Source organism: Bradyrhizobium agreste, from assembly GCF_016031625.1.
Taxonomy (GTDB): domain Bacteria; phylum Pseudomonadota; class Alphaproteobacteria; order Rhizobiales; family Xanthobacteraceae; genus Bradyrhizobium; species Bradyrhizobium agreste.
The window spans coordinates 135,189-155,321 of sequence record NZ_JACCHP010000001.1 but is presented as its reverse complement, the minus strand read 5'-3'; the positions used below and the strand labels follow the sequence as shown (position 1 = coordinate 155,321).

The 20,133-nt window shown below is 56.9% G+C and carries 16 protein-coding genes and 5 pseudogenes; 14 read left to right on the top strand and 7 right to left on the bottom strand.

The annotated features are described in order from the left end of the window. Positions 1–230: 230 nt before the first annotated feature. The gene (locus HZZ13_RS00580) at positions 231–965 is read left to right on the top strand and encodes an outer membrane protein (protein ID WP_246504223.1); all 735 of its coding nucleotides are present in this window, start codon (positions 231–233) and stop codon (positions 963–965) included. 144 nt (positions 966–1,109) lie between these two features. On the opposite strand, the pseudogene HZZ13_RS00575 reads toward HZZ13_RS00580, so the two are convergent. Together HZZ13_RS00575 and HZZ13_RS37540 are read right to left on the bottom strand one after the other, a co-directional pair. Continuing rightward, a pseudogene (locus HZZ13_RS00575) lies at positions 1,110–1,259 on the bottom strand (SOS response-associated peptidase); the annotation flags it as partial. A gap of 9 nt (positions 1,260–1,268) precedes the next feature. Then, positions 1,269–1,452, bottom strand: a pseudogene (locus HZZ13_RS37540) (hypothetical protein); the annotation flags it as partial. Between the two features lie 985 nt (positions 1,453–2,437). Here HZZ13_RS37540 and HZZ13_RS00570 point away from each other — a divergent pair. Beyond that, positions 2,438–3,313, top strand: a complete 876-nt coding sequence (locus HZZ13_RS00570) for a TauD/TfdA dioxygenase family protein (RefSeq protein WP_246504222.1) — start codon at positions 2,438–2,440, stop codon at positions 3,311–3,313. Between the two features lie 1,291 nt (positions 3,314–4,604). Here the strand turns inward: HZZ13_RS00570 and HZZ13_RS37305 are convergent. Then, positions 4,605–4,748, bottom strand: a pseudogene (locus HZZ13_RS37305) (LrgB family protein); the annotation flags it as partial. 335 nt (positions 4,749–5,083) lie between these two features. On the opposite strand from HZZ13_RS37305, the gene HZZ13_RS00565 reads away from it, so the two are divergent. The 6 genes and pseudogenes from HZZ13_RS00565 (at position 5,084) to HZZ13_RS37535 (ending at position 9,427) form a co-directional block, all read left to right on the top strand. Further along, on the top strand, positions 5,084–5,560 hold the full coding sequence (locus HZZ13_RS00565; RefSeq protein ID WP_197958074.1) for an Lrp/AsnC family transcriptional regulator: 477 nt from the start codon (positions 5,084–5,086) through the stop codon (positions 5,558–5,560). A 353-nt stretch (positions 5,561–5,913) separates the two neighbouring features. Beyond that, entirely contained in the window at positions 5,914–6,489 is a 576-nt protein-coding gene (locus HZZ13_RS00555; RefSeq protein WP_197957755.1) for a hypothetical protein, read from the top strand. A gap of 239 nt (positions 6,490–6,728) precedes the next feature. Continuing rightward, positions 6,729–7,319, top strand: a complete 591-nt coding sequence (locus tag HZZ13_RS00550) for a DUF6088 family protein (protein ID WP_197957754.1) — start codon at positions 6,729–6,731, stop codon at positions 7,317–7,319. Then, positions 7,312–8,329, top strand: a pseudogene (locus HZZ13_RS00545) (nucleotidyl transferase AbiEii/AbiGii toxin family protein). Before HZZ13_RS00550 ends, HZZ13_RS00545 begins: the two are co-directional and overlap by 8 nt. 346 nt (positions 8,330–8,675) lie before the next feature. Further along, positions 8,676–8,801 (top strand): annotated as a pseudogene (locus tag HZZ13_RS00540) (ABC transporter permease); the annotation flags it as partial. A gap of 401 nt (positions 8,802–9,202) precedes the next feature. Further along, positions 9,203–9,427, top strand: coding sequence for a ubiquitination-like system serine protease family protein (locus tag HZZ13_RS37535; protein WP_376707008.1), 225 nt, complete (start codon positions 9,203–9,205; stop codon positions 9,425–9,427). Here the strand turns inward: HZZ13_RS37535 and HZZ13_RS00535 are convergent. Beyond that, positions 9,341–9,589: a transposase gene (locus HZZ13_RS00535; protein WP_197957753.1), complete on the bottom strand. Its 249-nt coding sequence runs from the start codon at positions 9,587–9,589 to the stop codon at positions 9,341–9,343. The genes HZZ13_RS37535 and HZZ13_RS00535 overlap by 87 nt on opposite strands. Before the next feature lie 708 nt (positions 9,590–10,297). Next, the gene (locus HZZ13_RS00530) at positions 10,298–10,579 is read right to left on the bottom strand and encodes a helix-turn-helix domain-containing protein (protein WP_197957752.1); all 282 of its coding nucleotides are present in this window, start codon (positions 10,577–10,579) and stop codon (positions 10,298–10,300) included. Between the two features lie 618 nt (positions 10,580–11,197). Between HZZ13_RS00530 and HZZ13_RS00525 the strand changes: the two genes are divergently transcribed. The 3 genes from HZZ13_RS00525 to HZZ13_RS00520 all read left to right on the top strand — a co-directional run bounded on the left by HZZ13_RS00525 (position 11,198) and on the right by HZZ13_RS00520 (position 12,403). Continuing rightward, positions 11,198–11,470 (top strand): DNA -binding domain-containing protein, encoded by a 273-nt coding sequence (locus tag HZZ13_RS00525; protein ID WP_197957751.1) that lies wholly within the window; start codon positions 11,198–11,200, stop codon positions 11,468–11,470. 155 nt (positions 11,471–11,625) lie between these two features. Then, positions 11,626–11,820 (top strand): transcriptional regulator domain-containing protein, encoded by a 195-nt coding sequence (locus HZZ13_RS37530; protein WP_376707007.1) that lies wholly within the window; start codon positions 11,626–11,628, stop codon positions 11,818–11,820. Positions 11,821–11,881: 61 nt separating this feature from the next. Beyond that, a complete protein-coding gene (locus HZZ13_RS00520; protein ID WP_210349184.1) occupies positions 11,882–12,403 on the top strand; it encodes a DUF2285 domain-containing protein in 522 nt (173 codons plus the stop codon). Between the two features lie 243 nt (positions 12,404–12,646). Here the strand turns inward: HZZ13_RS00520 and HZZ13_RS00515 are convergent, their stop codons facing one another. Continuing rightward, positions 12,647–13,597 carry a LysR family transcriptional regulator gene (locus HZZ13_RS00515; RefSeq protein ID WP_246504220.1) on the bottom strand — a complete coding sequence of 317 codons (951 nt, stop codon included), beginning with the start codon at positions 13,595–13,597 and terminating at the stop codon, positions 12,647–12,649. Between the two features lie 111 nt (positions 13,598–13,708). Beyond that, positions 13,709–13,990 carry a helix-turn-helix domain-containing protein gene (locus HZZ13_RS00510; RefSeq protein WP_197957750.1) on the bottom strand — a complete coding sequence of 94 codons (282 nt, stop codon included), beginning with the start codon at positions 13,988–13,990 and terminating at the stop codon, positions 13,709–13,711. Positions 13,991–17,241: 3,251 nt separating this feature from the next. Here HZZ13_RS00510 and HZZ13_RS00505 point away from each other — a divergent pair. From HZZ13_RS00505 to HZZ13_RS37525, 3 genes are all read left to right on the top strand, one after another. Further along, a complete protein-coding gene (locus tag HZZ13_RS00505) occupies positions 17,242–18,336 on the top strand; it encodes a KamA family radical SAM protein (RefSeq protein ID WP_197957749.1) in 1,095 nt (364 codons plus the stop codon). 117 nt (positions 18,337–18,453) lie between these two features. Then, positions 18,454–19,314, top strand: a complete 861-nt coding sequence (locus tag HZZ13_RS00500) for a MaoC family dehydratase (protein WP_197957748.1) — start codon at positions 18,454–18,456, stop codon at positions 19,312–19,314. A 482-nt stretch (positions 19,315–19,796) separates the two neighbouring features. Continuing rightward, positions 19,797–19,973, top strand: coding sequence for an IS3 family transposase (locus tag HZZ13_RS37525; protein WP_197958071.1), 177 nt, complete (start codon positions 19,797–19,799; stop codon positions 19,971–19,973). Positions 19,974–20,133 lie beyond the last annotated feature (160 nt).

Genomic DNA, 20,133 nt, shown 5'->3' with positions numbered 1-20,133 from the left:
GGGTATACGCGCCTTGACACTGCGATGATTGCGCACCTCGGCGCTCGCGCGACTTGTCGCAGCTGTGACGGGTCTTGTCGGCTATCCGACGTGGCCATGGAAAAAAACATCGAATACGCAGCGTTCAGGGCGGCACGGAAACTGCTCACTGCGACCGTCGTGGGAGCGACGCCAGAGCAACGACCGTTCGGGCTACGTTGCTGATGGCGCGCATGTTATTGTGAGGTGATATGCGAACTGGAGTTCTTGGTTGCGGCGCGGCAGTAGTTTCGCTTGCAACATGCAGTCTGGCTAACTCAGCGGAGCTGACCCCGGCGGCGAGGGTCTCGTCGACATTGTGGAGCTGGACTGGAGGATATGTGGGCTTTCACGGCGGTGGTGGTTATGGCCGCACGTCCTTCACTGATCCCTACGGGCCGTCAATCTATGGCGACATCGTCAACACCCCAATATTCCTGGCGGGCGGTCAGATCGGCTACAATTGGCAAAGCAACGGATGGGTTCTTGGCGCCGAGTTGGATGTAAGCCATGCTGTGTCCGACGGCACAAACAGCTGTCTTGCCTTCTCCGGTAATGTTGTGATCGCCACCTGCAAGGCAAGTCCGAACGTCTTTGTCACAGGCACCGCTCGGGTCGGTTACACTTTTGGTGCCCAGGGTCGCACGCTCACCTATGTCAAGGCCGGCGCAGCCTGGCAGAACAATCGCGGGAGCATCGCTAACAACGACGAATTTCACGACGAGGGGTCTTCTGGATTTCCGCAGCACACTACGCAATTTAACTACGGTCGTTTCGGATGGACTGTCGAATTCGGTGTGGAGCAAGCCTTGACGGCCGCTTGGTCTCTCAAATTTGAATACGACTATTTGAGGTTTGCTGGACCTCACCTGGCGACGCCCCCCGACCATGCAGTCCCCGCCGCTCGCCATCATCCCCGCCAGCGCAAGCGATTTATCGAGCAGTGATCAAGTTGGAAAGGTCGGATTGAATTATCATTTCGGAAGCAGCCCGAGTCAGCCGGAATGGTCCCATGGATCGCTGTTCCCCGACAGAGGGTGGGCCGGTCATCGTGCATATCCCGATGATTGGTCGATAGAAGGCGGCTCACGGGTTGCGAGCTCGCGACCGTCGGCGCCGGTCCGGACGATCGGCGCTTTGTAGTCCGGAAAGACTCCGGGCATCGGTACGAGATTGCCGACGTAGCGGTTGACCACGCGGATCAGGGCGCTGATCGCCGCCTCGTTGAGGTGATGAGGCACATCTTCACATTCTCGAGCAGTGTGACGTGACCGCTGCGCAAGCTGTAGCAGGGTCGCCGAAGGGCGGCGGCGCACTTGCTGCGGCGGAGTCGGCTGGCCAGGATCTTGACGGACGTCGTGCGCGGGTGGCGCAGCGCGGCGAGATCGACGTCGCGCCTGGTCTTGGCGAGCACTCGATCTCAAGCCAAGCATAAGAGAGAGCGATCATGAGGAAGCTACATCGGTGGCTTTTGATCTGAAATCCGACCGCACTTTGGTGTCGTGTCGCTCATAGGGAGGCAAGATAGCCAGCCGGAATTTGCGGCTTGCAGTCTGAGAACGCAAAGACGCCTTCGGAGCGATATTCCTGGCCATGGGCGCTCTGTTTCGATTGTGTGTGCTGAACTACCGCGAAGCCAAGCGGCATGCACGCCGTAAGGAAAATCGACGTCTCCGGGTAGAACGAAAGACACGGCATCACGGGGACGACCTGCATTCGCGCCGAGTGCAAATCTCGAAAATCGAGGGATTAAGTCCGTTGTTTAAGCTGATCTGAAGTTGCAGCCTTCTTATTTTGCGCCTCTCCCGCTAGTCCAAGGCATGACAGCAAGTGATCAGCTGATAAAACGTCGCGCATTGAACAACTCCAAGTCGCAAAAATATGATTAGGGGTCCAGTTGAAGTAGTTTGTAATACGTTATACATCTTTAAGTAGATAATGTTTCGAGGCGGTGGATCCCATTCGCGAGTGCATGCCGCGAACCAGTTCTAATCTTCATCGTGCGCATGAGGCCTTGCGGATGAATGAGGTACGACACAGTCGGTGTTCGAGGATTTTCCAAGCATGAGTTCTGGGACGAGGCGAACGTCGCGCGAGCTTAAAAAGAAAGCTGGTTTCGTTTCATGGACTGGACATGGACTGCGTCTATGATCTGCACTGTTGATCAGGCTGTAAATCGAGCTGGTGGTCTCATATGCGAGTGTCCTTCGATGAGAGCGGCACTAGCCGTGCAGACACGCAAAGGGAGTCGGATTCTAAGATGCTGGTGGTGTGTATCAGAATTCAGCCGCCTAATTGAGCGGCACGGTGACGCATGCTCAGACAAATCAAGCTTGTTTTGCCGGGTTTGTCGCCAGACGCGACCACCACTGAGCTTGTTTAGACATCCACAGAAAGAGGCGCCGTCATGAGTGCAATAATGGCTGTCGAAAATGTCATCCCGCGAGCAGATATCGTCAAGCACGCGGACCGGCTCGGTGCCGAAATCAAGAATATTGCGCTGTCGGACGATTTGCCTGACGATGTCATCGTAGCGTTCAACCGGCTTCTGCTAGAGCATAAGGTCATCTTCTTCCGTGATCAGGGACATCTCGACGATGCCCAGCAGCAGCGTTTTGTGCTCCGTCTTGGCTCGCTGGTACCCAATCCCACAATGGCGGACACAATGGGCGGTTTAACGATCAGGCAGGAGCTGTCTGGTCGCGCCTGCAGTCATCTCAACCAGATGAACGATGAGCGGATCCCCGCAGCCATTTCGGTGCTACGGCTTGCAGCGGTCCCGCCTTTTGGCGGCGACATTGCTTGGTCGAGCAGGGCGGCCGCTTATCTTGATCTTCCCGATCCCCTGCGGATGCTCGCAGATAACCTTTGGGCTGTGAGCTTCGTCGCATCTGATCTCACTGCGACAGAGAGAGTCACCGAAGCCAATAAGCGGCCTTGGTGCGGCGTATCCACTGGAACGATCTACGAAACGACACATCCGATTGTTCGTGTTCATCCCGAGACCGGTGAACGCATGCTATCGCTCGGTCGTTCCGTGAACAACTTCGTCGGCCTGCAGCGCTATCCCAGCCAAAGACTGTTTGAACGGCTGCAATCCTATCTCATTGCGCCCCGGAACACCCTGTGCTGGAACTGGAAATTAGGCGACGTCGTAATTTGGGACAATCGCGCGACTGAGCCGTATCCTGTCAAGAAAGCCGGCAGCCCTTACTGGGCCATGGACCAGCTTGCGATTGACGCCCGCGTACGGCACGAGAAGAGGCCAAAATCAAGCGCCGCAAAGGCTGCCTGACATTGTCCGCCCTCCCGGATTTCGTAAAACGCCGGAAGACCTAACACTAAGTTGCGGCCCTGCAATGTCGAGCGGAGCCGGCCTTCTTATGCGCCAGACCGGCCAACGGCGCAGCTGCCACCTGGTAGGCTTCTTCCAGGCCCAACAGCATTGATCTTCAGGCATCGTCTCTGCTCGCGGTCAAACCGATGACGCTGCATTTTTGATGATTTGATGCAAGCGTTGGCTCTCGCTCGGCGAGCCGCATCCCCTTCATCGCATCGGGATCGTCAGGCCCGGCCTAGCTCACACCGAATTCAGAACATTTTCGCCACCATCTCGCGACGCGTCGGATGGCCTTTCACGGCGCCCGGCGCCGGCAAACTATCCCGCTCGCGATCGTGCCGACATCTGTAAGCGGCAAAGAGACCCCATCTGGCGGACTGGATGAGCGATCGGCTAGGCGCCGCAGGCAGGCGCAGAGCCAAGTGAAGGCAAAGGCTGAGGGCCGCTACAAGGGAAGGCCCCGAGGACATCGAGCGCAACGAGGGCATCGCTCGCTTGCTCGCTGCTGTCCGGTCATGAGGCGCCATCCAGCGGGCCACAGGATGCAGCCGCGCCACAATTGCCCAGATTGCCAAGCGTCAAGAGGAGCCGGCGTGAGGAAACTGGCGCTAAGCCCCTCACTCCGCCTTCTCCCTCTGGCGACCTAGAGAAGCACGCATTTGGCGCGAGAAACCTTTGTATTGGGAAACAAGAGCGCCCCGTATTGTGCTGACGAAGTATCGGTTCCACTTTGACGACCGCGCGGGCCGGTAGTGCCGGCCATCTGTTGTGAATCGTGCCCGAGCGGCTCCGCAAATATCGCGCTTGCAGAGCCGTGAGACGGTCACTGTCGCGTGAGACCTGGAAGACAGCTGCGTCTAATACTGTCGGCTTACCCAACTTTACCCGGATGCTGAGTTCGTGCGCTGTGACAAATCCGACAACTTTTGAACAATAGCGACCGGGGGGCCAGAATTCCTTTCTTATCTCTTCTCCGCTGGCAGGACCGGTTCGTCTGCTTTCTCCCAAGACTTGAGCCGCTGCCGGAGAAATCCGGCGGCGGTTTTTTGGAGCCTCATCATACCCACTTTGCAGTCGAGATATTGAGTTGATTGCAGCCGGTCCAATGGACGGACAGCGTAACGATAGTCGTGCCTGACACATCCCGCCCGTTGCGGCGTGTCATGTAACGAAAAGACGGGCTACGAACAAGATCATGGGACGGAGCAGCACCGGAAACGATGTGATAAGTGGTTCATGCTCATACGAGGCCCGAAAAGGAGCCGGCGAGTTCATCGAGCTGGAAGGGCGCGCTGTCGCTGCGTCCCGATCCTGTGCATCCCCGCTGCAAAGTCGCGCGCTCGGAAATCTGTAATCCAGTGCGGTTCTTCAGCGGCGTCACTACGATCGCCTTGACCGTCTACCACCCTCGTTTGTGGCGGGGAATATGTGCTCGGGTCCGGGGCGCGCATCGATAGAAACGTCGACCCCGACCCGCGACATCCTCGAGAGGGCGGCCGGGTTGGAGTTTGGTGAGCCCCGGTGGAGGGGGAGATCGCCGCACCAACTGTCTTCGATGTATCGCAAAGAGCTGGGCTCCCAACAGGTGTTCCAAGACATATGACAGCGGGTGAAAACGATCGTTCAACAGCTAGGCGGCGTGGTGAGGAGTCGAAAATGTCAGGACAAGCGGCGCAGGCGTCTGCTTCCCCGACGCGATCGCAATCCGCTGGCCGCGAGGCAGTGATGCAACTCGACAAGATCGATTTTCGTCTTCTTGATCTCGTCCAACGAGACAATCGCCTCTGTAGTGAACAACTTGGAGGGAAGGTCGGCCTATCCGCATCCGGAGTTCAACGGCGGCTGAAGCGCCTTCGATCGACGGGTGTCATAGAGGCCGATGTTTCCATCATTTCTCCAAAATCAATTGGGCGGAATGTGACCGCAGTGGTTCTCATTTCCTTGGAGCGCGCGCGTGCCGATACCGTTGATCGTCTAAAGAGGCAAATTACCAAGATGCCTGAAGTGATGAGCGCATTCTACGTTACAGGTCTGGCTGACCTCGTCTTGCTAGTTACCGTAAACGATATGGAACATTACGAGCGGTTTGCCCGGCGCCTTACAGACGAAAGTTCAGACATAAAGCGCATTGAAACAATGGTTGTCATGGATCGGTTCAAAGCAGGATTTACTTTGCCAATAGCCTCCATCGCATGGCGTTGAGCGACTGACGAAGAGGACATTGGCTTGCTCAACTACCGTCGACCGCAGTCCGGAATGCTAGGCTTTGCTCTTTACGGCTAGATAGATCACAATCGTCGGATGGGGGACACGTTGCGTCGCTCGCGTCACGCGCCAAGATCGTGGCAACAGTCGGTCCCGGCAAGTGCCGAGCCTGAGAGGATACGTGCTCTCTACCTTTCCGGGGTAGATATCTTTCGGCTAAACGTCAGTCACGGAACCCACGAAGGCCACGCCAAGAGTTATGTGTGTGGTCGCCGATCTCGCCGTTGACAGCTGGGCGCACTCCTCTCAACGCAGAACTCCGGTGGCTCGCCGTAGCGATAGCTCGCTACGTGACGAATACGGCCGCTCTGGCGCACGTCCTCGAGATTGACGAACGCATGGTTCATTTCGATGATTTTCGCGATCGGGCTCTCGGCCGGAACAGCAACCGCGACTTGCATGAAGCATGGGACGTGTTGGCGTCGCTTCGCGATTTCGGATCGATCGTGACGGTAAGAATCGAAGGTCACGATCTCATTCAATCGCATCAGAAGGCATCCATCATTGTGGGCTTGGCCATCGATGCAATTGGCTTCCAGGTTGAGGACGCGCGGCGACTTGCCAAGACCGGCCGACAACACCTCTATTCGGAAGACCGCTTGGCGATATCCGCAGAGGGGCACTTCCTGAAGGGCTGGAGTATGCAGCTGCCGGAATTGAGATCGGCGCCTGGAGCTCTAGCGGCGAAAATGAAGGCCGAGCAATCGTTCCTAGATGCTGCAGGTAAAGTCCTTCAGGTCTATGTCCAGAGTCGACAAACCGGGCCGGCACCGCACCTGGTCGAGCGCTGGGCAAACGCGCTTTACTGGGTGGGCGAAGCACGACGCGAGGGCTCAGACTTCATGTGGTGGGCCTCAGCAATGTGAAGCGATTGCGGTTGCTGCGCCCGGCTCTTCCGCGCCAAGGACCGACAATCAGGCGGTCTGAATACCGATCCGGCCCCAGCACATTGGAGGGAGGGCAGAACCGCTTTTTTGCCCCTCAAAAAAGGTCCGAATCGGTCGTAATGAGGTAAATCCTTGATTTGACACCGAAACGTTTTTGAAACTTAGCTCTTGTAGGCTGTCAGAAGTCCTCCTATATTTCTGACACTGGAGTGAGAGCCATGACCGCCCTTAGCACCCGGATTTTGGAAGTCACCAAAGAACTGCCCGAAGGCGCACCGATTGCTGCCAAGGCGCTTTTGCATCTTGGAAAGCGTGCTGCTGTTGATCAGGCCCTTTCGCGCCTTGCCGAGCGAGGAAAACTTCTGCGCGCGAGGCGAGGGGTGTATCTGCGTCCGGTCGAAAGCCGTTTCGGGGTTAGAGCTCCGTCGGTCAAAAAAGTCGTTGAGGAAATCAAGGCTCGCAGCGGTGAGACCATTGTTTCCAGCGGCGCGGCGGCGGCCAACCATCTTGGTTTGACAACGCAGGTACCTGTCCGTCAGGTTTACCTGACCTCTGGTCCTTCTCGCGAGCTCCACCTTGGCAAGCAAGTTGTCCAGCTCAAGCATGCGCCGCTTTGGCAGCTTACGCTGGCCAATCGTCGTGCTGGTGAGGTGGTGCGTGCGCTTGCCTGGGTTGGTCCCAAGACGGCAGAACGAGCATTGCGGTCGGTCAGTCAGAAACTGACCCCAACAGAAGTGAGTGAACTAAAGTCCGCGGCGTCTTCATTGCCGACTTGGCTTGCCAAGCCGGTAAGCGAACTGCATGTCTGACAAGTTCCTAAATCTGTCTGACGCCGAGCGCCGAGAGGCGCTCGGCGTTGCTGCTTCCAATTCAGGACGTCCGGCACATCTCCTTGAGAAAGATGTCTGGGTTGTTTGGTGCTTGAATGCACTCTTTTCCTCTCCACTAGGAGAGCACCTCGTTTTCAAGGGCGGAACGTCCCTTTCCAAGGCATACGGCGCAATCCGCCGCTTCTCAGAAGACGTCGACCTTACCTACGATATTCGGGCAATAGCCCCTGATCTCGTGAAAACAAGCGAGAGCAATCCCGTCCCTCAGACCCGTAGCCAGGGCAAAAAATGGAGCGACCAGGTCCGAGGGCGACTTCCAGTTTGGGTGAAAGAAAAGGCGCTTCCCGTTATCAATCAGTGTCTGGAAAACGACAAGCTGAGTGCGAAGGCGGAAGCCGATGATGACAAAATCTTCGTCCGATACGCTCCCTTAGAGACAGGCAACGGCTATGTGAGCCCCGCCGTCATGCTTGAATTCGGCGCAAGATCCACCGGCGAGCCGAGCGAGCTTCACGACGCGGTTTGCGACGCCGCCCAGTATCTTGAAACGCTCGAGTTTCCAACTGCCAAGCCAAGAACCATGAAAGCGGAGCGCACCTTCTGGGAGAAGGCGACTGCCATCCATGTTTTTTGCACCCAGGGTAAACTGCGAGGCGAACGTTTCGCTCGCCACTGGTACGATCTCGTGAGGCTGGATGACGCGGGGATCGCGGACGCTGCATTGAAAGACCGAAAGCTGGCTGACACGGTGGCAGAGCATAAAACATGGTTCTTCTCTGAAAAGGACCGTGCCGGCACGACGATTGACTATCACAAGGTGGTCAATGGTGCGCTGAAGCTTGTCCCTGAAGGCGAAGCGCGAGCCCGTTTTAGAACGGGACTATCAACACATGGTTGACGACGGGCTCTTGCTGGACGAGCCAGAGACCTTTGATACGCTAATGCAACGGTGTGCGGACATCGAAAGCCGAGCGAACAGACCAGCCTAAACCTCCAAAGATGGTCGGAGTTCATGCGCCGGCCTCGATCAGATATCGTGCAGATCACCCAATTGCCCTCCACCGAGTGCGAATGATCGATGTCAATCAAATGCGCAAGCCCGATATCGCCCTGCATCAGCTGACGCGCGCAGAATCGGTCTATACACTTTACTACAACGAGACAAACAACATCCGCCGCCTACATAACCGAGCTGATGGTCTCAATGTCAGTGAGCCAAAATGCTTTGTGATCGCCGGCATCGCGCACCACGGCGAGCCCCGCGCCCTGGACATTGAGGATCTTCGGAAGCGGTGTCGGATCCAGAAAACGATCAAAGACATAAACCTTGAGCACATCGCCAAGGCCGGCAATCTCATGCAGACGGATCAGTTGTTGGCCGGTGTGGTCATCTTGCCAGTGTTCGGCTTGGCGGTGGGAAAGCTCATAAATCTGCTTGAGGCGAGGTTGTTGCGTTGGCGTGTTTCTAACGACACACATTGCTTCAACAGACGCTCCGCAACTTGGAAACGCCTCGAAGGTGTTCTGCATCGAGCTGCGCAATTTCACCACCAGCCGGCCGACGGCAGGTTGATCGGCGGCTATGCGCGCGCCTGAATTCAAGTTCTAGGGCCGGGCTCAGGCGGGTAGTCGATCTCGACCATTTGCGCGAGCTCGAGCAGCATCTGCTCCTGGTTTTGCCGAATGGTCTCCGACGAGACGAGGCCACGATCGGTGCCCTATCGGATTGGCGCCGGTTAGTTGGAAGATGTGCGGTATGCTCGGCAGGTTACCGACTCAGCCGTGCCTTGACGCTTCGATGTCGCCGCGGAAAGAAAACGGCAACGGCCAGCCGTCCACGAGAAGCCGCGAACCATCATTCGATGACAACGAACGTTGAGGCGATCCTCATGAAGTGTCCGGATCACTGCGGAGAGGTAAGGAGGGTTAGTTTGTCGGAGGCCATGTCTCCAGCATGGAAATTCCGAGCGGAAGCCGATGGCACGATTTCGCTGTTTCCTTCAGTTCACCTGACCTCCGGGTGTCGAGTCCATTTCGTCCTGCGTCTTGGCTTGCCGGCGCCAAGTGAAGACTTGTTGTGGGGTTAGCCCGTGTCGCCGGGCAACCTCGGAAACGACCGCGCCTGGTAGCAGCGTCTCTGCGACGATCCGGGCCTTGTCGTCCTTGGAGAACCAACGACGGCGTCCCGTCTCCGTGATCACTTCCAGCCGGCGCGCCGTCACGTCCGACTTAAACGTATGGTCAAGCATAGATACAGGCCGATCCCTTCAAAGAGATCGTGAAACTCGCCTATCCCATGTGCCGCGAGAAGGTGGGAGCGGAACGACGCTTACGCTCTCGCTGCGCGAGCACCATCCCTTTATCGCATCGGGATGGTCAGGCCCGGCCTAGCTCACAACCAATTCAGAACGTATTCGCCACCATCTCGCGACGCGTAGGATGGCCTTTCACGGCGCCCGGCGCCGGCTGAAACTATCCCGCTCGCGATCGTGCCGGCGTCTTTGTCCCATGAGCAACCCGCCAGTCGAGCCTTTTCAGGATCGCCTTAGTGCGCGCGTGCAAGCGCATCACACCTTCCGATCTTCGGCCAGCGGAAAGGTCCTATACTCGAGGCGCACACCAGCTTGCTCTCATGCTCTTGCGCACCAGGATAGCACAGTCCCTCCATACCCTCGCGGACTCCCGGTTGGGGCGCTGCCATCAACCGAACCGCACCCGTCGCCCCCAACCAGGCTCTTCGAAAACCTCGGGTTCAAGCGACCGGCGCTAGGTACGCGAGCGGCGTAAGCCCTCATTTCGAAGATGCTCAACAGACCGTTCCGAGGGAGCGCTAAGCGGAACCCTGCTGGGGCCACATCGGCTGGGATCGAAAGCGTCGGCTATAGATCGATGAAGCACGTGGGCCGCTCCGGCTCGATTCGCCCCAAGCGTTAGCCGAAAACATGGCTCGCTCATAATTAGGTCTTGTTTCGGCCAAGCCGTGCCGGCTTGCGTCCTCTGGACATCGTCTTGGGGGGCATTGCACCTTTAGCCGGCTGTGTGAATAATTCGGACAAGTGAACGCCCAAAGTCGCGGCGATGCGTTCCAGGAGATCAATAGTTGGGTTCTCTTTCTTCTGCTCAATGCGTCCCATGTATGAGCGGTCGATCCCGGCATCATAGGCCAATTGGTCTTGCGGAATGCCGCGCTCTACGCGGATCCGGCGCACATTCCAGGCCACAAGCGCACGAGCGTTCATGCGCAGAGGCAGCCATTCCGACGATTATGAAACCACTGGTTATAGCCAGAGTATTACGATAAGCTCGCACCAGCTTTGACTGTCCTCCGCTATTGCTTCGAGGAATCAGGCAATGGTGAATGCAGACGCAGCTAGTGCGTGCCCGTCTTCCCGTTGATCATCACAAGCGTTCTCGTGGGCAATAGCTTGCCATTGGCGGCAGAGAAGAATGGTCCTCACCGGTACGTGCGGCGTTGTCCCGAAATCGCGTCCATATAGAACGAATATTCAACTGTGGGTCGAAACGGAAGCAAATATTCTCCAGTTGACCGGTTCTGGCTATTGCCGTTCACAGTGCGACCGGGGCTCCTCACCACGACCATCACGCCTTCCGCCAGGAACAGCAAGGACAACCGAGTTACAGGGCACATATGCAATCGCTTGGAGTATAGAGCGCGATGACAAAGAGAAAGCGCAGGAGGGAGCCACCTAACCAATGTGAGCCGATATGGCGATTGCCATCTGAGCGGAAAAAAGGAGGTCGGCGTGCGACCATTGAGTAGGTACCAAAACAACATCAGATTGGTTATCGTCGCTCTGATTTCGGTAGATTTTTCAGCTGGGTAGGAGTTTGAAGCAGTGCCAGCCGAGCCGAAGATCGCAGAATTCGCCCCGTGCGTCGACGAGCTCACGCCCTATGACAAGGAGCACGCCGTTGCCTACATGCGACTTCTTGATGCCGATGCTGAAATGGCAGATTGGCGTGAAATTTCGCGCATCGTGCTTGGGCTTGACCCGACCGCTGAACCGGATCGAGCGCGACGCACGTTCGAAAGTCATCTGAGGCGGGCCAAGTGGCTAGCAGCCAAGGGCTATCGTGATCTGCTGCGCAGCGGATGGCCAAAGCACTGATCAGCGCGGACGTCGAGGTCGTCGCAATCGTAAAAGTTGATTGTTCCATCGATTTGTTGCGTCGAAGAGGCGCACACGGGTAAGCAAGCGGCCGGAAAGCGCCACAATCATCGGCTGCATTTCGCCGCGTCTGAACATTGTGCGGGAAAGGTGCGATGCCGAATACTGACTGGAGATCTGAGGAAGCGTACAGCGGCCTGAAGACAGCAGATGCTGCCGACCTGGCCTGGGAGTGGCTGCGCCGGGACCACAACTACCAAGAAAATTTTAAGCGGTTATCTCGCGGCGAACGTTCAAGCGCCGCGGCGGGCGAATTCCGACGCAAGTGGGGGCTTTCGTTTTCCTGCTGATCCGGAAAAGACTTTCGACGAGCAAGCAGTCTTTTGGGCACCTGAGGTGCTGCCGACTGTAATGGCTGTGCGGGCGGCTGGCCTCATTGCGCCCAAAGCCTATCAGCTCGATTTCGACAATCTGCCGGGCGGCGAGCTTCGCCGGGCGCCGGATGGATGGCATGCGATCGTGCCGCTCGGGGGCACGAAGCATCGCCTTTGGTTAAGAGAGTTTCCGGCGAGCGGATGTGCTGTCGTCGTTGATCTGCCGCTAGATAGCGATTTCGGGCTTCGCCTCCGGGCCGCACGTCGATTTTGGCTTGCATTTCAGCGTCCGGCGCTCGGAGAGCCGCCACTTGCTTTGCCGGCTTTGAAGCGGCGTCGGCTGATCCTGGCGTTGCGTGCCGTGGATGGATGGCAACAAGGGAATAGCTATCGCCAGATCGCGCAAGGCCTGTTTGGAAGTCATCGTATTGCCGAGCGCGCCTGGAAAACAGACGATTTGCGCAGTCGAACCATTCGACTTGTTAAGCTGGGGCAGCGCCTCATGCGCCTACGCTGGCGAGCGTTTCTCGACAAACGCAGGGGCAGGGATGACAAGTAGTGGCTGTGCGGCGCGATAAATGGCCAGCACCCGTTGTGCAATTTTTCTGCTGCCTGGCACGATGGTGGATAGGATAAAGTCTTTGCCCTCCGATATCTCATTGTTGCCGTCTTGATTGCGCTGCAACAGAGGGGGCGATCTCCGTGGGCTTTGCGGATTATACTTTAAATAGTTTTCTTGAGTTGAGCGCTCTCGAACTGAATATTGATCTCTTTCTGCAGCGGATCGAGACGCCGCTAGACCTCAGGCAACGTGCGCAAGTGCTACCTTCTTGCAAAGACGAGCGAGCCATCGGCAAAAAGAACGTGCGATCTCGGGGTGCGCGCTGCGATCTACGGCATAGGCGCGATATTGCATGCCACTTGGAGTGCGGCTGCCAGGGATGATTTGCAAAGCACCCCCTCTGACTAGATCACCGACCACGATCTCCGGCGCGACAAGAAGGCATTTTCCCGTCATGACTGCCGCCAGAGCAAGATAGTTGTGATCATACCGGGCGCCCACTCGAATGTCGCTCGAAGACAAGTTCATGGCTCTCAGCCATGTTGGCAGGATGTCGGGGCGGGATGTAATATTCAGTAGCGGGGTTGAACGGACAATCGAGAGCTCTCTACCCCCGACCAGATTTGGTGGGCCGACACACACCAGCTCCTCTTTATAAATCTCCCAACTGTCAGCGGGTTCGATGACGGAAAGATCCCGTGTAATCAAAACATCGAAATCATCCGAAGATGTCGGGTGCGCCAGCGAGCTGATGATGTCCACGATAACGCCCCCCGCTTCCGAAGAGAAAGCCTGCAGATTTGGAATAAGGATAGAGAAAGCAAAGATCGATAGTGACGTGCGGACCACGATCCGATTCGTTCCTGCGCCGGCCCGGCGCCGCATTCTCTTGGCCGTGAAACTGACGGTTTCGAGCGGTTCAGACACCGCGTTTGCAAATAGCCTTCCGAATTCGGTCAAATCGTTGCGCCGGCCACGCCGCTCGATGAGGTCAGCCCCTAGATAATCCCGCAGTACAGCCAAATAACGGCTGACCGAACTTTGCGTTGTCCCCAAAGTGGTGGCCGCGCGCGTAACGCTGCCTTCACGGGCGACCGTCACAAAAGCCCGAATGGCATTTAGAGGAACGTCATCGTCTCGAGCCGCCATTGTCTGCTCCGGCGCAAGCCCATCACAATATTCGATGCTCATGGCCGGATCGCTGCGTATCAGCGCCCGCCACGCAGAAAATCCTCTTGCGCGCGCGATACGTGCGCCGGTAGCGCACGGCATCATTGTCTCAGATGGTGGTTGTCTGGGGACTTACGTCCTTTTGCCGCGTTTAGGCTTCGGTTTGCGGCCTTTAGGTAAGATTGCAGGTGGCGGGGCGCCCTTGGATGGCCGAACAAACAGTTCGGAGACAGCTACGCCGAGCGTCTCGGCAAGGCGATCAAGAAGATCGACTGTCGGGTTCGCTTCTTGGCGCTCAAGTCCGCTCATGTAGGAGCGATCAACTCCTGCATCGTAAGCCAGTTGCTCCTGCGGAATACCGCGCTGGACGCGGATCCGGCGCACGTTGTAAGCCACAAGCGCACGAGCCCTCATGCGCGAAAGCAGCCATTTCGATGGTCATCAATCCACTGGCTATAACCCGCCTAAAAGGATTATCGGATTGGTGCATATGGGTGCCACCGTATCGCCTTTCCGAACGCTACTGGGGCGGCCCGCACAAGCGATGGTATGTCGACTTCTTCCGATTTGCGGCGGGCGCAGGTTTTCTGGGCGCTGGCCGAAGCTCATCCGAACTGGCGGCTCGGCAGCGGTTCGATTCCGCTGCCCAGCTCACACGAGCGGCCTCGAGGCAAGCAAAGATGCTGACTGGGCGAGGCGATGCTCCTCCAGTCATCGAAATCGAGTTGCAGCTCCGATGAAACGAGCCGGCGCAGACGATCACGATCGCAGCGACAGCCGGTCAGCCATTTTTATAACGGTCTTTAGCCTTGTATCAGCGCAGTCAGCGCGTTTGAGGGACCCTAATCTCGTTCATTCTCTGGGCTGAGAATTTACGTCTACCGGTACAACATCTCTGCGCTCGCCGCCATCAGCCATGATACGGAATTTTAGGCCCCTCCGCTCAAGAGGCACGCCGGCGAACCCTCTTAGCTGCGGCTCTTGCAACGCGCGCCAGTCAGGTTATTAAGTATAACGACCAGTTCAAATGAACGCGGTACGGCAAGTTGTAACTTTTTTGGCAGAAGCCATTGAGTGCACAAGGGTGGCATCCAGACAGCAAGGTCTCGTAGTTTCGACTTGAAGCGCGTAGGCGATAGCGCGAGGGCAAGCGGCGAGACATCGCGGATTGGGGTCCGCTACTATGAAGTCGCAGATGACCAGGTATCGTTAGCCATGACGCATGAGGGTGAACGAATTAGGATTCGGCGAGCGGTTGAGACTAGCTGAGAGGTTTGGGCTTGGCCTCTTGTCCGGTCCATTAGAGCGCCGTGGGCCGGCATACCCTTCAGGTCACTCAGCTGAGAGACTTCGACGTGCCCAGCGGTGAGCAAGAGCGACGAGGGTGTAAGAAAACAGGTGTTGCAGAACACGGAGAGCAGCGCAGACGCGACTGGCGCCATAGAAGGAATCCGATGCTGCTCCGGCTTGCCGCTATGCTAGCGAAGCGAGCGGGTGGCTCGGCGATCGGGTCGTGAAACCTGAAGGCGCTGTTCCTGGCTGATGCCACAAGCCTCTCTAGTCGCTGGCCACCTTTGCTCCCGTGGGGGGCAAGCCCCTTGCAGTGCCAGCTCAGTATTACCGAGAGGTACCGGAGGGCACCCAGCTCTACTAGCGGGCAAGCCCTTCGAAACCGCTTGTCGTACCGCCCCAGCGACGTCAAAGGTTAACGGCGACGTGACTCGGCGCTCAATCCCTGGAAAAGCGCTGTCCCTGCCACGCGCCGCTAACCTTGACACCAGCCTTGTCCCATTCGGTATCACGCTGACACCTCGCGAAGTTGTAAGCTTCGTACGACTGCCAATCACCTACCTGAATTGGTTGGATCGTCTGCTACTTTTGCAGGCTCGCCCGCTACCTTCGCAGGGAAATTGGAGATGCCCAGCATTCCGAACCGCTCTGCTGCATGAAAAAAAATGCTTACACGCTGCCGCTTTATGACAGAGCCTAAGAATGTTGGCGGGGTACGACGGGAGGCATGGAAGCGATCGCTTGAAAGACCACATGCGATGCAAAATCTAACGTCGCGAATCTCCCTCGGCCCAAGGGGGCCGGGTGTCCGTTCCTGAAAAAAGCGCGACGGTGCGGCTACCTGGGTCGTTTCTCGGATACTGGAAGCAGCGCGGGCGCGACTCGGCCCCGGTCGGTTTTGGGACTGGATCGGCGCTGTTCCCGCCGCGCCTGCGCTCCAGATTGAGGTTAGCAGGAACGTGACTCGGCGCTGTCCCATTCTGGTAGTGGCGCTGTCTCTACCACGCCTCGCTAACCTCAGTGGCTCTGTACCCACGCTAGCTTTCTAAAAGCTGACGAACCTATGCGGCAATTCACATACGAACAGCAGCTGTTGTGGCTGATTGCGGACCATGCTCACTGGTTTCCCCTGACCGCGCCATCAGCGCGCGCAGTAAAATGAAACCGATCGCTCGCAAGCCTGGCACAAAGTATTTTGCGGTATAGGCGGCGCAAGGGCAGACTTCGACGAACTCTGTCCCTGCGATTAGAAAATTGGTCTTGGAGCATGCGTGTGCGCACAGCATGATAATGCATTGGTAGCCTATTCAGTTGAAGGATCGTCCTCGGGGTGGGTGGTGCACGCCAAATTCGTATTCGGTTGGCTTCAATATTCGTGAAGGCCACATCAGCTGCGCAACGTGGTGTCGACCGTACCGGGCCAGTGCTGTGGGCTGGCAGCTTTGCCGTATGCCCTGGCTTTACCGCGTGTCCGATCGTTTTAGGCGGTCGGCCGGCGAGTTCTTCAGATGACGAATACACATTCATTGACCGCATACCCACAGCGGCAAGAAGTCGCAGTGGAACACCGTCTCTAGATCACGGCCAGTCGCCAGAGGCGGGCCATCACGCGCGAACAAGCTCAGGATCAACAGTCATCGACGAGTTGAGGCCATATCACATCGCTCGGGCCCGCGCCGCCAGAGCCTACCTCGTTTTCCGAGGTGCAGCCAATGCCATCGACTCCGATCGGTTTGATGCGCCAGCATTGGGTCTGCGAACTAACGAGGTTGCGAAGTTTATGGTCTCTATCCCCATTGTGCTTTCCGTTGCCCATTCCGCAGGCCTTATCGCTTTTGTCCGACCGTTGGCCCGGTTGTTCAGCGGTAGCGATGATGTCACTGATGCCGTGTCGAGCTGCATCGTCTTTCACCTGTTTTTTGGATTTTACGGTATTCAGAGTTTCGTGACGACACTGCTTCAGTGGCTGGGAAGAGCTGGCCGCAGCGGAGTCGTGTCTTTCGCCAAGCAGGGTATCCCTTCATACCGGCCGTACCCTATTCCCTGTCATATCGGGCTTCAGTGGATTGTTGGTCAGTCAAGGCATTGCTGAGTTCGGCGCTGGAGTGGTACGCTATTCGTTATGTTGCGCCAGTTCGCTGAGCTACTACGACTTCGGCCGATTTTGGCATCCCGTGCGATACAGTGCGATCTCAGCGTGCTCTTGTATCCTTTCGCCGCAACCTGGCGCGAGTACCAGTGCGCTTTACCCATTGTCGATTTCGAGAGCACTTACCACACTAGGTAGGTATGGATCTATTGATGGTGCTGTATTGTAGATGAGGAAGACAGCATTAATCAAAAAATGCGCCTGATTGGCGCAGACGAGGTGCGTGATGGAAACGGCAGCTGGTCAGCTGGATTGCAGAGCACACGCCTTCAAGTTCATCGAAGAAACTCGCATCGTTAGCGAGCGTGAGCTGCAAGTCAACAATATCACGCCCTATCATGTCACAAAGTCTTATCGCGAACAGATCATCAAGAGCGGTTATTCCGATCAGTTGAAGTACATCGTGGAGCCCTCAATCCAAGAGTTCGACAGCCCCGGCACATTGGATACGAGCGGCGAGCACGACAACACGGTTGTGCCGGGATTGCAGCACAAGTACGCGCAGACAGGCTTATTGCTGGTTACGGAGCGCTGCGGCTCGTATTGCCGTTACTGTTTTCGAAAGCGCATTGTGGGCAAAGTTTCGGATGAAATCGCTCCCGACTTCGGCCAGGTCGCGCAATATATTGCTTGCCATCCTGAGATGACGAACGTGCTCCTTTCCGGAGGTGACCCGTTCGTGCTCAGCACGTCCAATCTGAACAAGATCGTCGATCATCTGCTGTCAATAGAGCATTTGAAGTCGATCAGATTTGGCACAAAAATGCTGGCCTATGCGCCAAAGCGGTTTGACGACTCCGCTCTACCGGCGTTATTCCAGCGTATCCACAAGGCGGGTAAATCCCCAATCATCGTCGCGCATTTCGATCACGTAGGTGAGATCTCATCCGCCGTGGAGAGAAAAGTTCGCGCTTTGCGAGCACAGGGTGTGCAGTTGCTCAATCAGTCCGTGCTTCTGGCCAAAGTCAACGATGATCCCGAAATATTAGCTGCGACGTTTGCCAAATGCCAAGAAATCGGAGTGCGGCCGTACTACCTATTCCAAGCGAGGCCGGTGAAGGGCGCCTCGCATTTCCAAGTCGCGCTGGGGCGCGGACTAGAAATTGTGCGCGGCATCAACCAACGTCTGAGCGGGATAGAGAAAACTTTTAAATACATCATGTCCCATTACACAGGAAAAATAGAGATGTTGGATTTAGGGCAGGATGGCCGGGTGTATATGCGATACCATCAGAATAAGGTCCCCGAGAAGATCGGCAAGATCTTTTCCCGACCGCACGTAGCGACAGCCTGCTGGCTTGATGATCTGCCCGACGAATGAGATCTGACGCATGCCCTCCAGACCAAGACGGAGCTCCTGCTGTACGCCCCACCCCACGAAACACACTCAGGTTGAGTTCGCGGCGGCGCCCAGGTTCTCAACGGAGGAAAGGTTCGGATGCCGATCGACTATCCAGCTGCGCTAAGCCTGAAGACTTGTGGAGTTCCCTACTCCTGGACTGACAGGGAGGTCATGCTCTATGCACTTGGAGTGGGCATGGGGGCAGATCCCTTGAACGAGGAGGAGCTGAAATTTGTCAATGAAGCATTTGCAAGGTCCAAGCCGTTAAAGGTAATGCCGACGTTTGCTTCCGTCTGCGTTTGGGGCGCGCGCCCTGGTGCGATCGATCTCAATCGCGTCATGGTTGTTGACGGCGAGCGGGACATCACGTTTCACAAGTCTATGCCGGTCGCCGCGAACGTGACAGCGGACGCGCGTGTGAGGGGAATTTTTGACAAAGGTAAAGAGAAAGGAGCGATCATTCAGAACGAGGTGGTTGTCAGAGACGGGAGCGGCGACAAGATCGCCACAATCGTTTCGTCGACCTTCGCCAGAGGGGACGGCGGCTTCGGCGGGCCATCGGGCGGGATGCCCGAGCCACATCAAGTGCCGCGCCGGCCGCCAGATAGATCACTCGATATCTCTACCCGACCTGACCAAGCCCTGATCTATCGTCTCTCTGGCGACCGAAACCCTTTGCACAGTGATCCAGAGTTCGCCTGTCGAGCCGGCTTTCCAAGGCCCATTCTGCACGGAATGTGTACGTATGGGCTGACCTGCAGAGCGGTCCTGCAGACTTACGCCGACTACGATCCGTCTGCCTTTCATCGTCACCGCGCCCGCTTTTCGGCGCCGGTTTTCCCGGGAGAAGTTGTTACCGTCAATCTTTGGAAGGACGACAATTCGATCTCATTCGAAGCTTGCGTGCGAGAGCGCCGGGTGACGGTCGTCAAGAACGGCCTGACGCTGCTGCATTGAGCAGCGGGCGGGCGGTTCCAGTCACCAAATCGGCTGCCCGGTTGGCTCGCTTTAGCGGCTCTCGCCGACATGCACGAAGGCCCGAGGCAACGTCCGCATGGATGCGTCGCGCAGGCTAATTAGCTCACCTACGATGTAGGGAGCATTCAATAGCGGCCTTCATGCCCGCGATGATACGGCTGATCGCGCGCTTGAGACCGAGAGTGCAATGGCCGTTTTGCCGTTCTCGGAGCCGAGCCCACGCGTGAGGGGACGTCGAAGCTCGCTTTGAGCGCTCCAAAGAAGCGAGGCAGGCTTGGAGACCCACAGCATATGGCCGCCGTGCGGTTCGCCGCATTGAGATGGAGATCAATGGCCCAAAGTCCGATGTCGACCTGATCCGTCACGCGGCACCCAAGATGCTTTAACCGAGTGTCAACAAACGCCGCAGGCCACCGGCTTCCGATTAGGCGGGCAGCAAAGCCGGTGGTTACGACAATGCCCTGGAGCAAAGCTTCTTCAAAAGGATCAAGACTGAACTGGTCCATAATCGCAAATACGAAATCCGAAATGGTGCGGAGTGCCAGATGTTCACGTACATCGATCGCTTCTACAATCGCCACCGCTGGCACGCGGGCATTGCTACAGCAGCCTGTGGAGATGAAGCAGAGTCGGCTTAAGCCGCTTTCGCAAGATCTGGTTCCTTGAGCCGTTGGACCTGCGGATCTAGGAAGGAGCTCATATGAGCTTCGCAACGAATATTGCCCAAGCCAGTCGCATGCCGGCTGTTTGGTTCACGACATGTCCTGGACCAATCGCTCACAAGGCTCCCAATGCTGA

Coding starts and splice junctions, on each gene's coding strand:
- HZZ13_RS00580 (WP_246504223.1), top strand. CDS start 231: ATGCGAACTGGAGTTCTTGGTTGCGGCGCGGCAGTAGTTTCGCTTGCA.
- HZZ13_RS00570 (WP_246504222.1), top strand. CDS start 2,438: ATGGCTGTCGAAAATGTCATCCCGCGAGCAGATATCGTCAAGCACGCG.
- HZZ13_RS00565 (WP_197958074.1), top strand. CDS start 5,084: ATGCAACTCGACAAGATCGATTTTCGTCTTCTTGATCTCGTCCAACGA.
- HZZ13_RS00550 (WP_197957754.1), top strand. CDS start 6,729: ATGACCGCCCTTAGCACCCGGATTTTGGAAGTCACCAAAGAACTGCCC.
- HZZ13_RS37535 (WP_376707008.1), top strand. CDS start 9,203: ATGACAACGAACGTTGAGGCGATCCTCATGAAGTGTCCGGATCACTGC.
- HZZ13_RS00535 (WP_197957753.1), bottom strand. CDS start 9,589: ATGCTTGACCATACGTTTAAGTCGGACGTGACGGCGCGCCGGCTGGAA.
- HZZ13_RS00530 (WP_197957752.1), bottom strand. CDS start 10,579: ATGAACGCTCGTGCGCTTGTGGCCTGGAATGTGCGCCGGATCCGCGTA.
- HZZ13_RS37530 (WP_376707007.1), top strand. CDS start 11,626: ATGCCGAATACTGACTGGAGATCTGAGGAAGCGTACAGCGGCCTGAAG.
- HZZ13_RS00520 (WP_210349184.1), top strand. CDS start 11,882: ATGGCTGTGCGGGCGGCTGGCCTCATTGCGCCCAAAGCCTATCAGCTC.
- HZZ13_RS00515 (WP_246504220.1), bottom strand. CDS start 13,597: ATGAGCATCGAATATTGTGATGGGCTTGCGCCGGAGCAGACAATGGCG.
- HZZ13_RS00510 (WP_197957750.1), bottom strand. CDS start 13,990: ATGAGGGCTCGTGCGCTTGTGGCTTACAACGTGCGCCGGATCCGCGTC.
- HZZ13_RS00505 (WP_197957749.1), top strand. CDS start 17,242: ATGGAAACGGCAGCTGGTCAGCTGGATTGCAGAGCACACGCCTTCAAG.
- HZZ13_RS00500 (WP_197957748.1), top strand. CDS start 18,454: ATGCCGATCGACTATCCAGCTGCGCTAAGCCTGAAGACTTGTGGAGTT.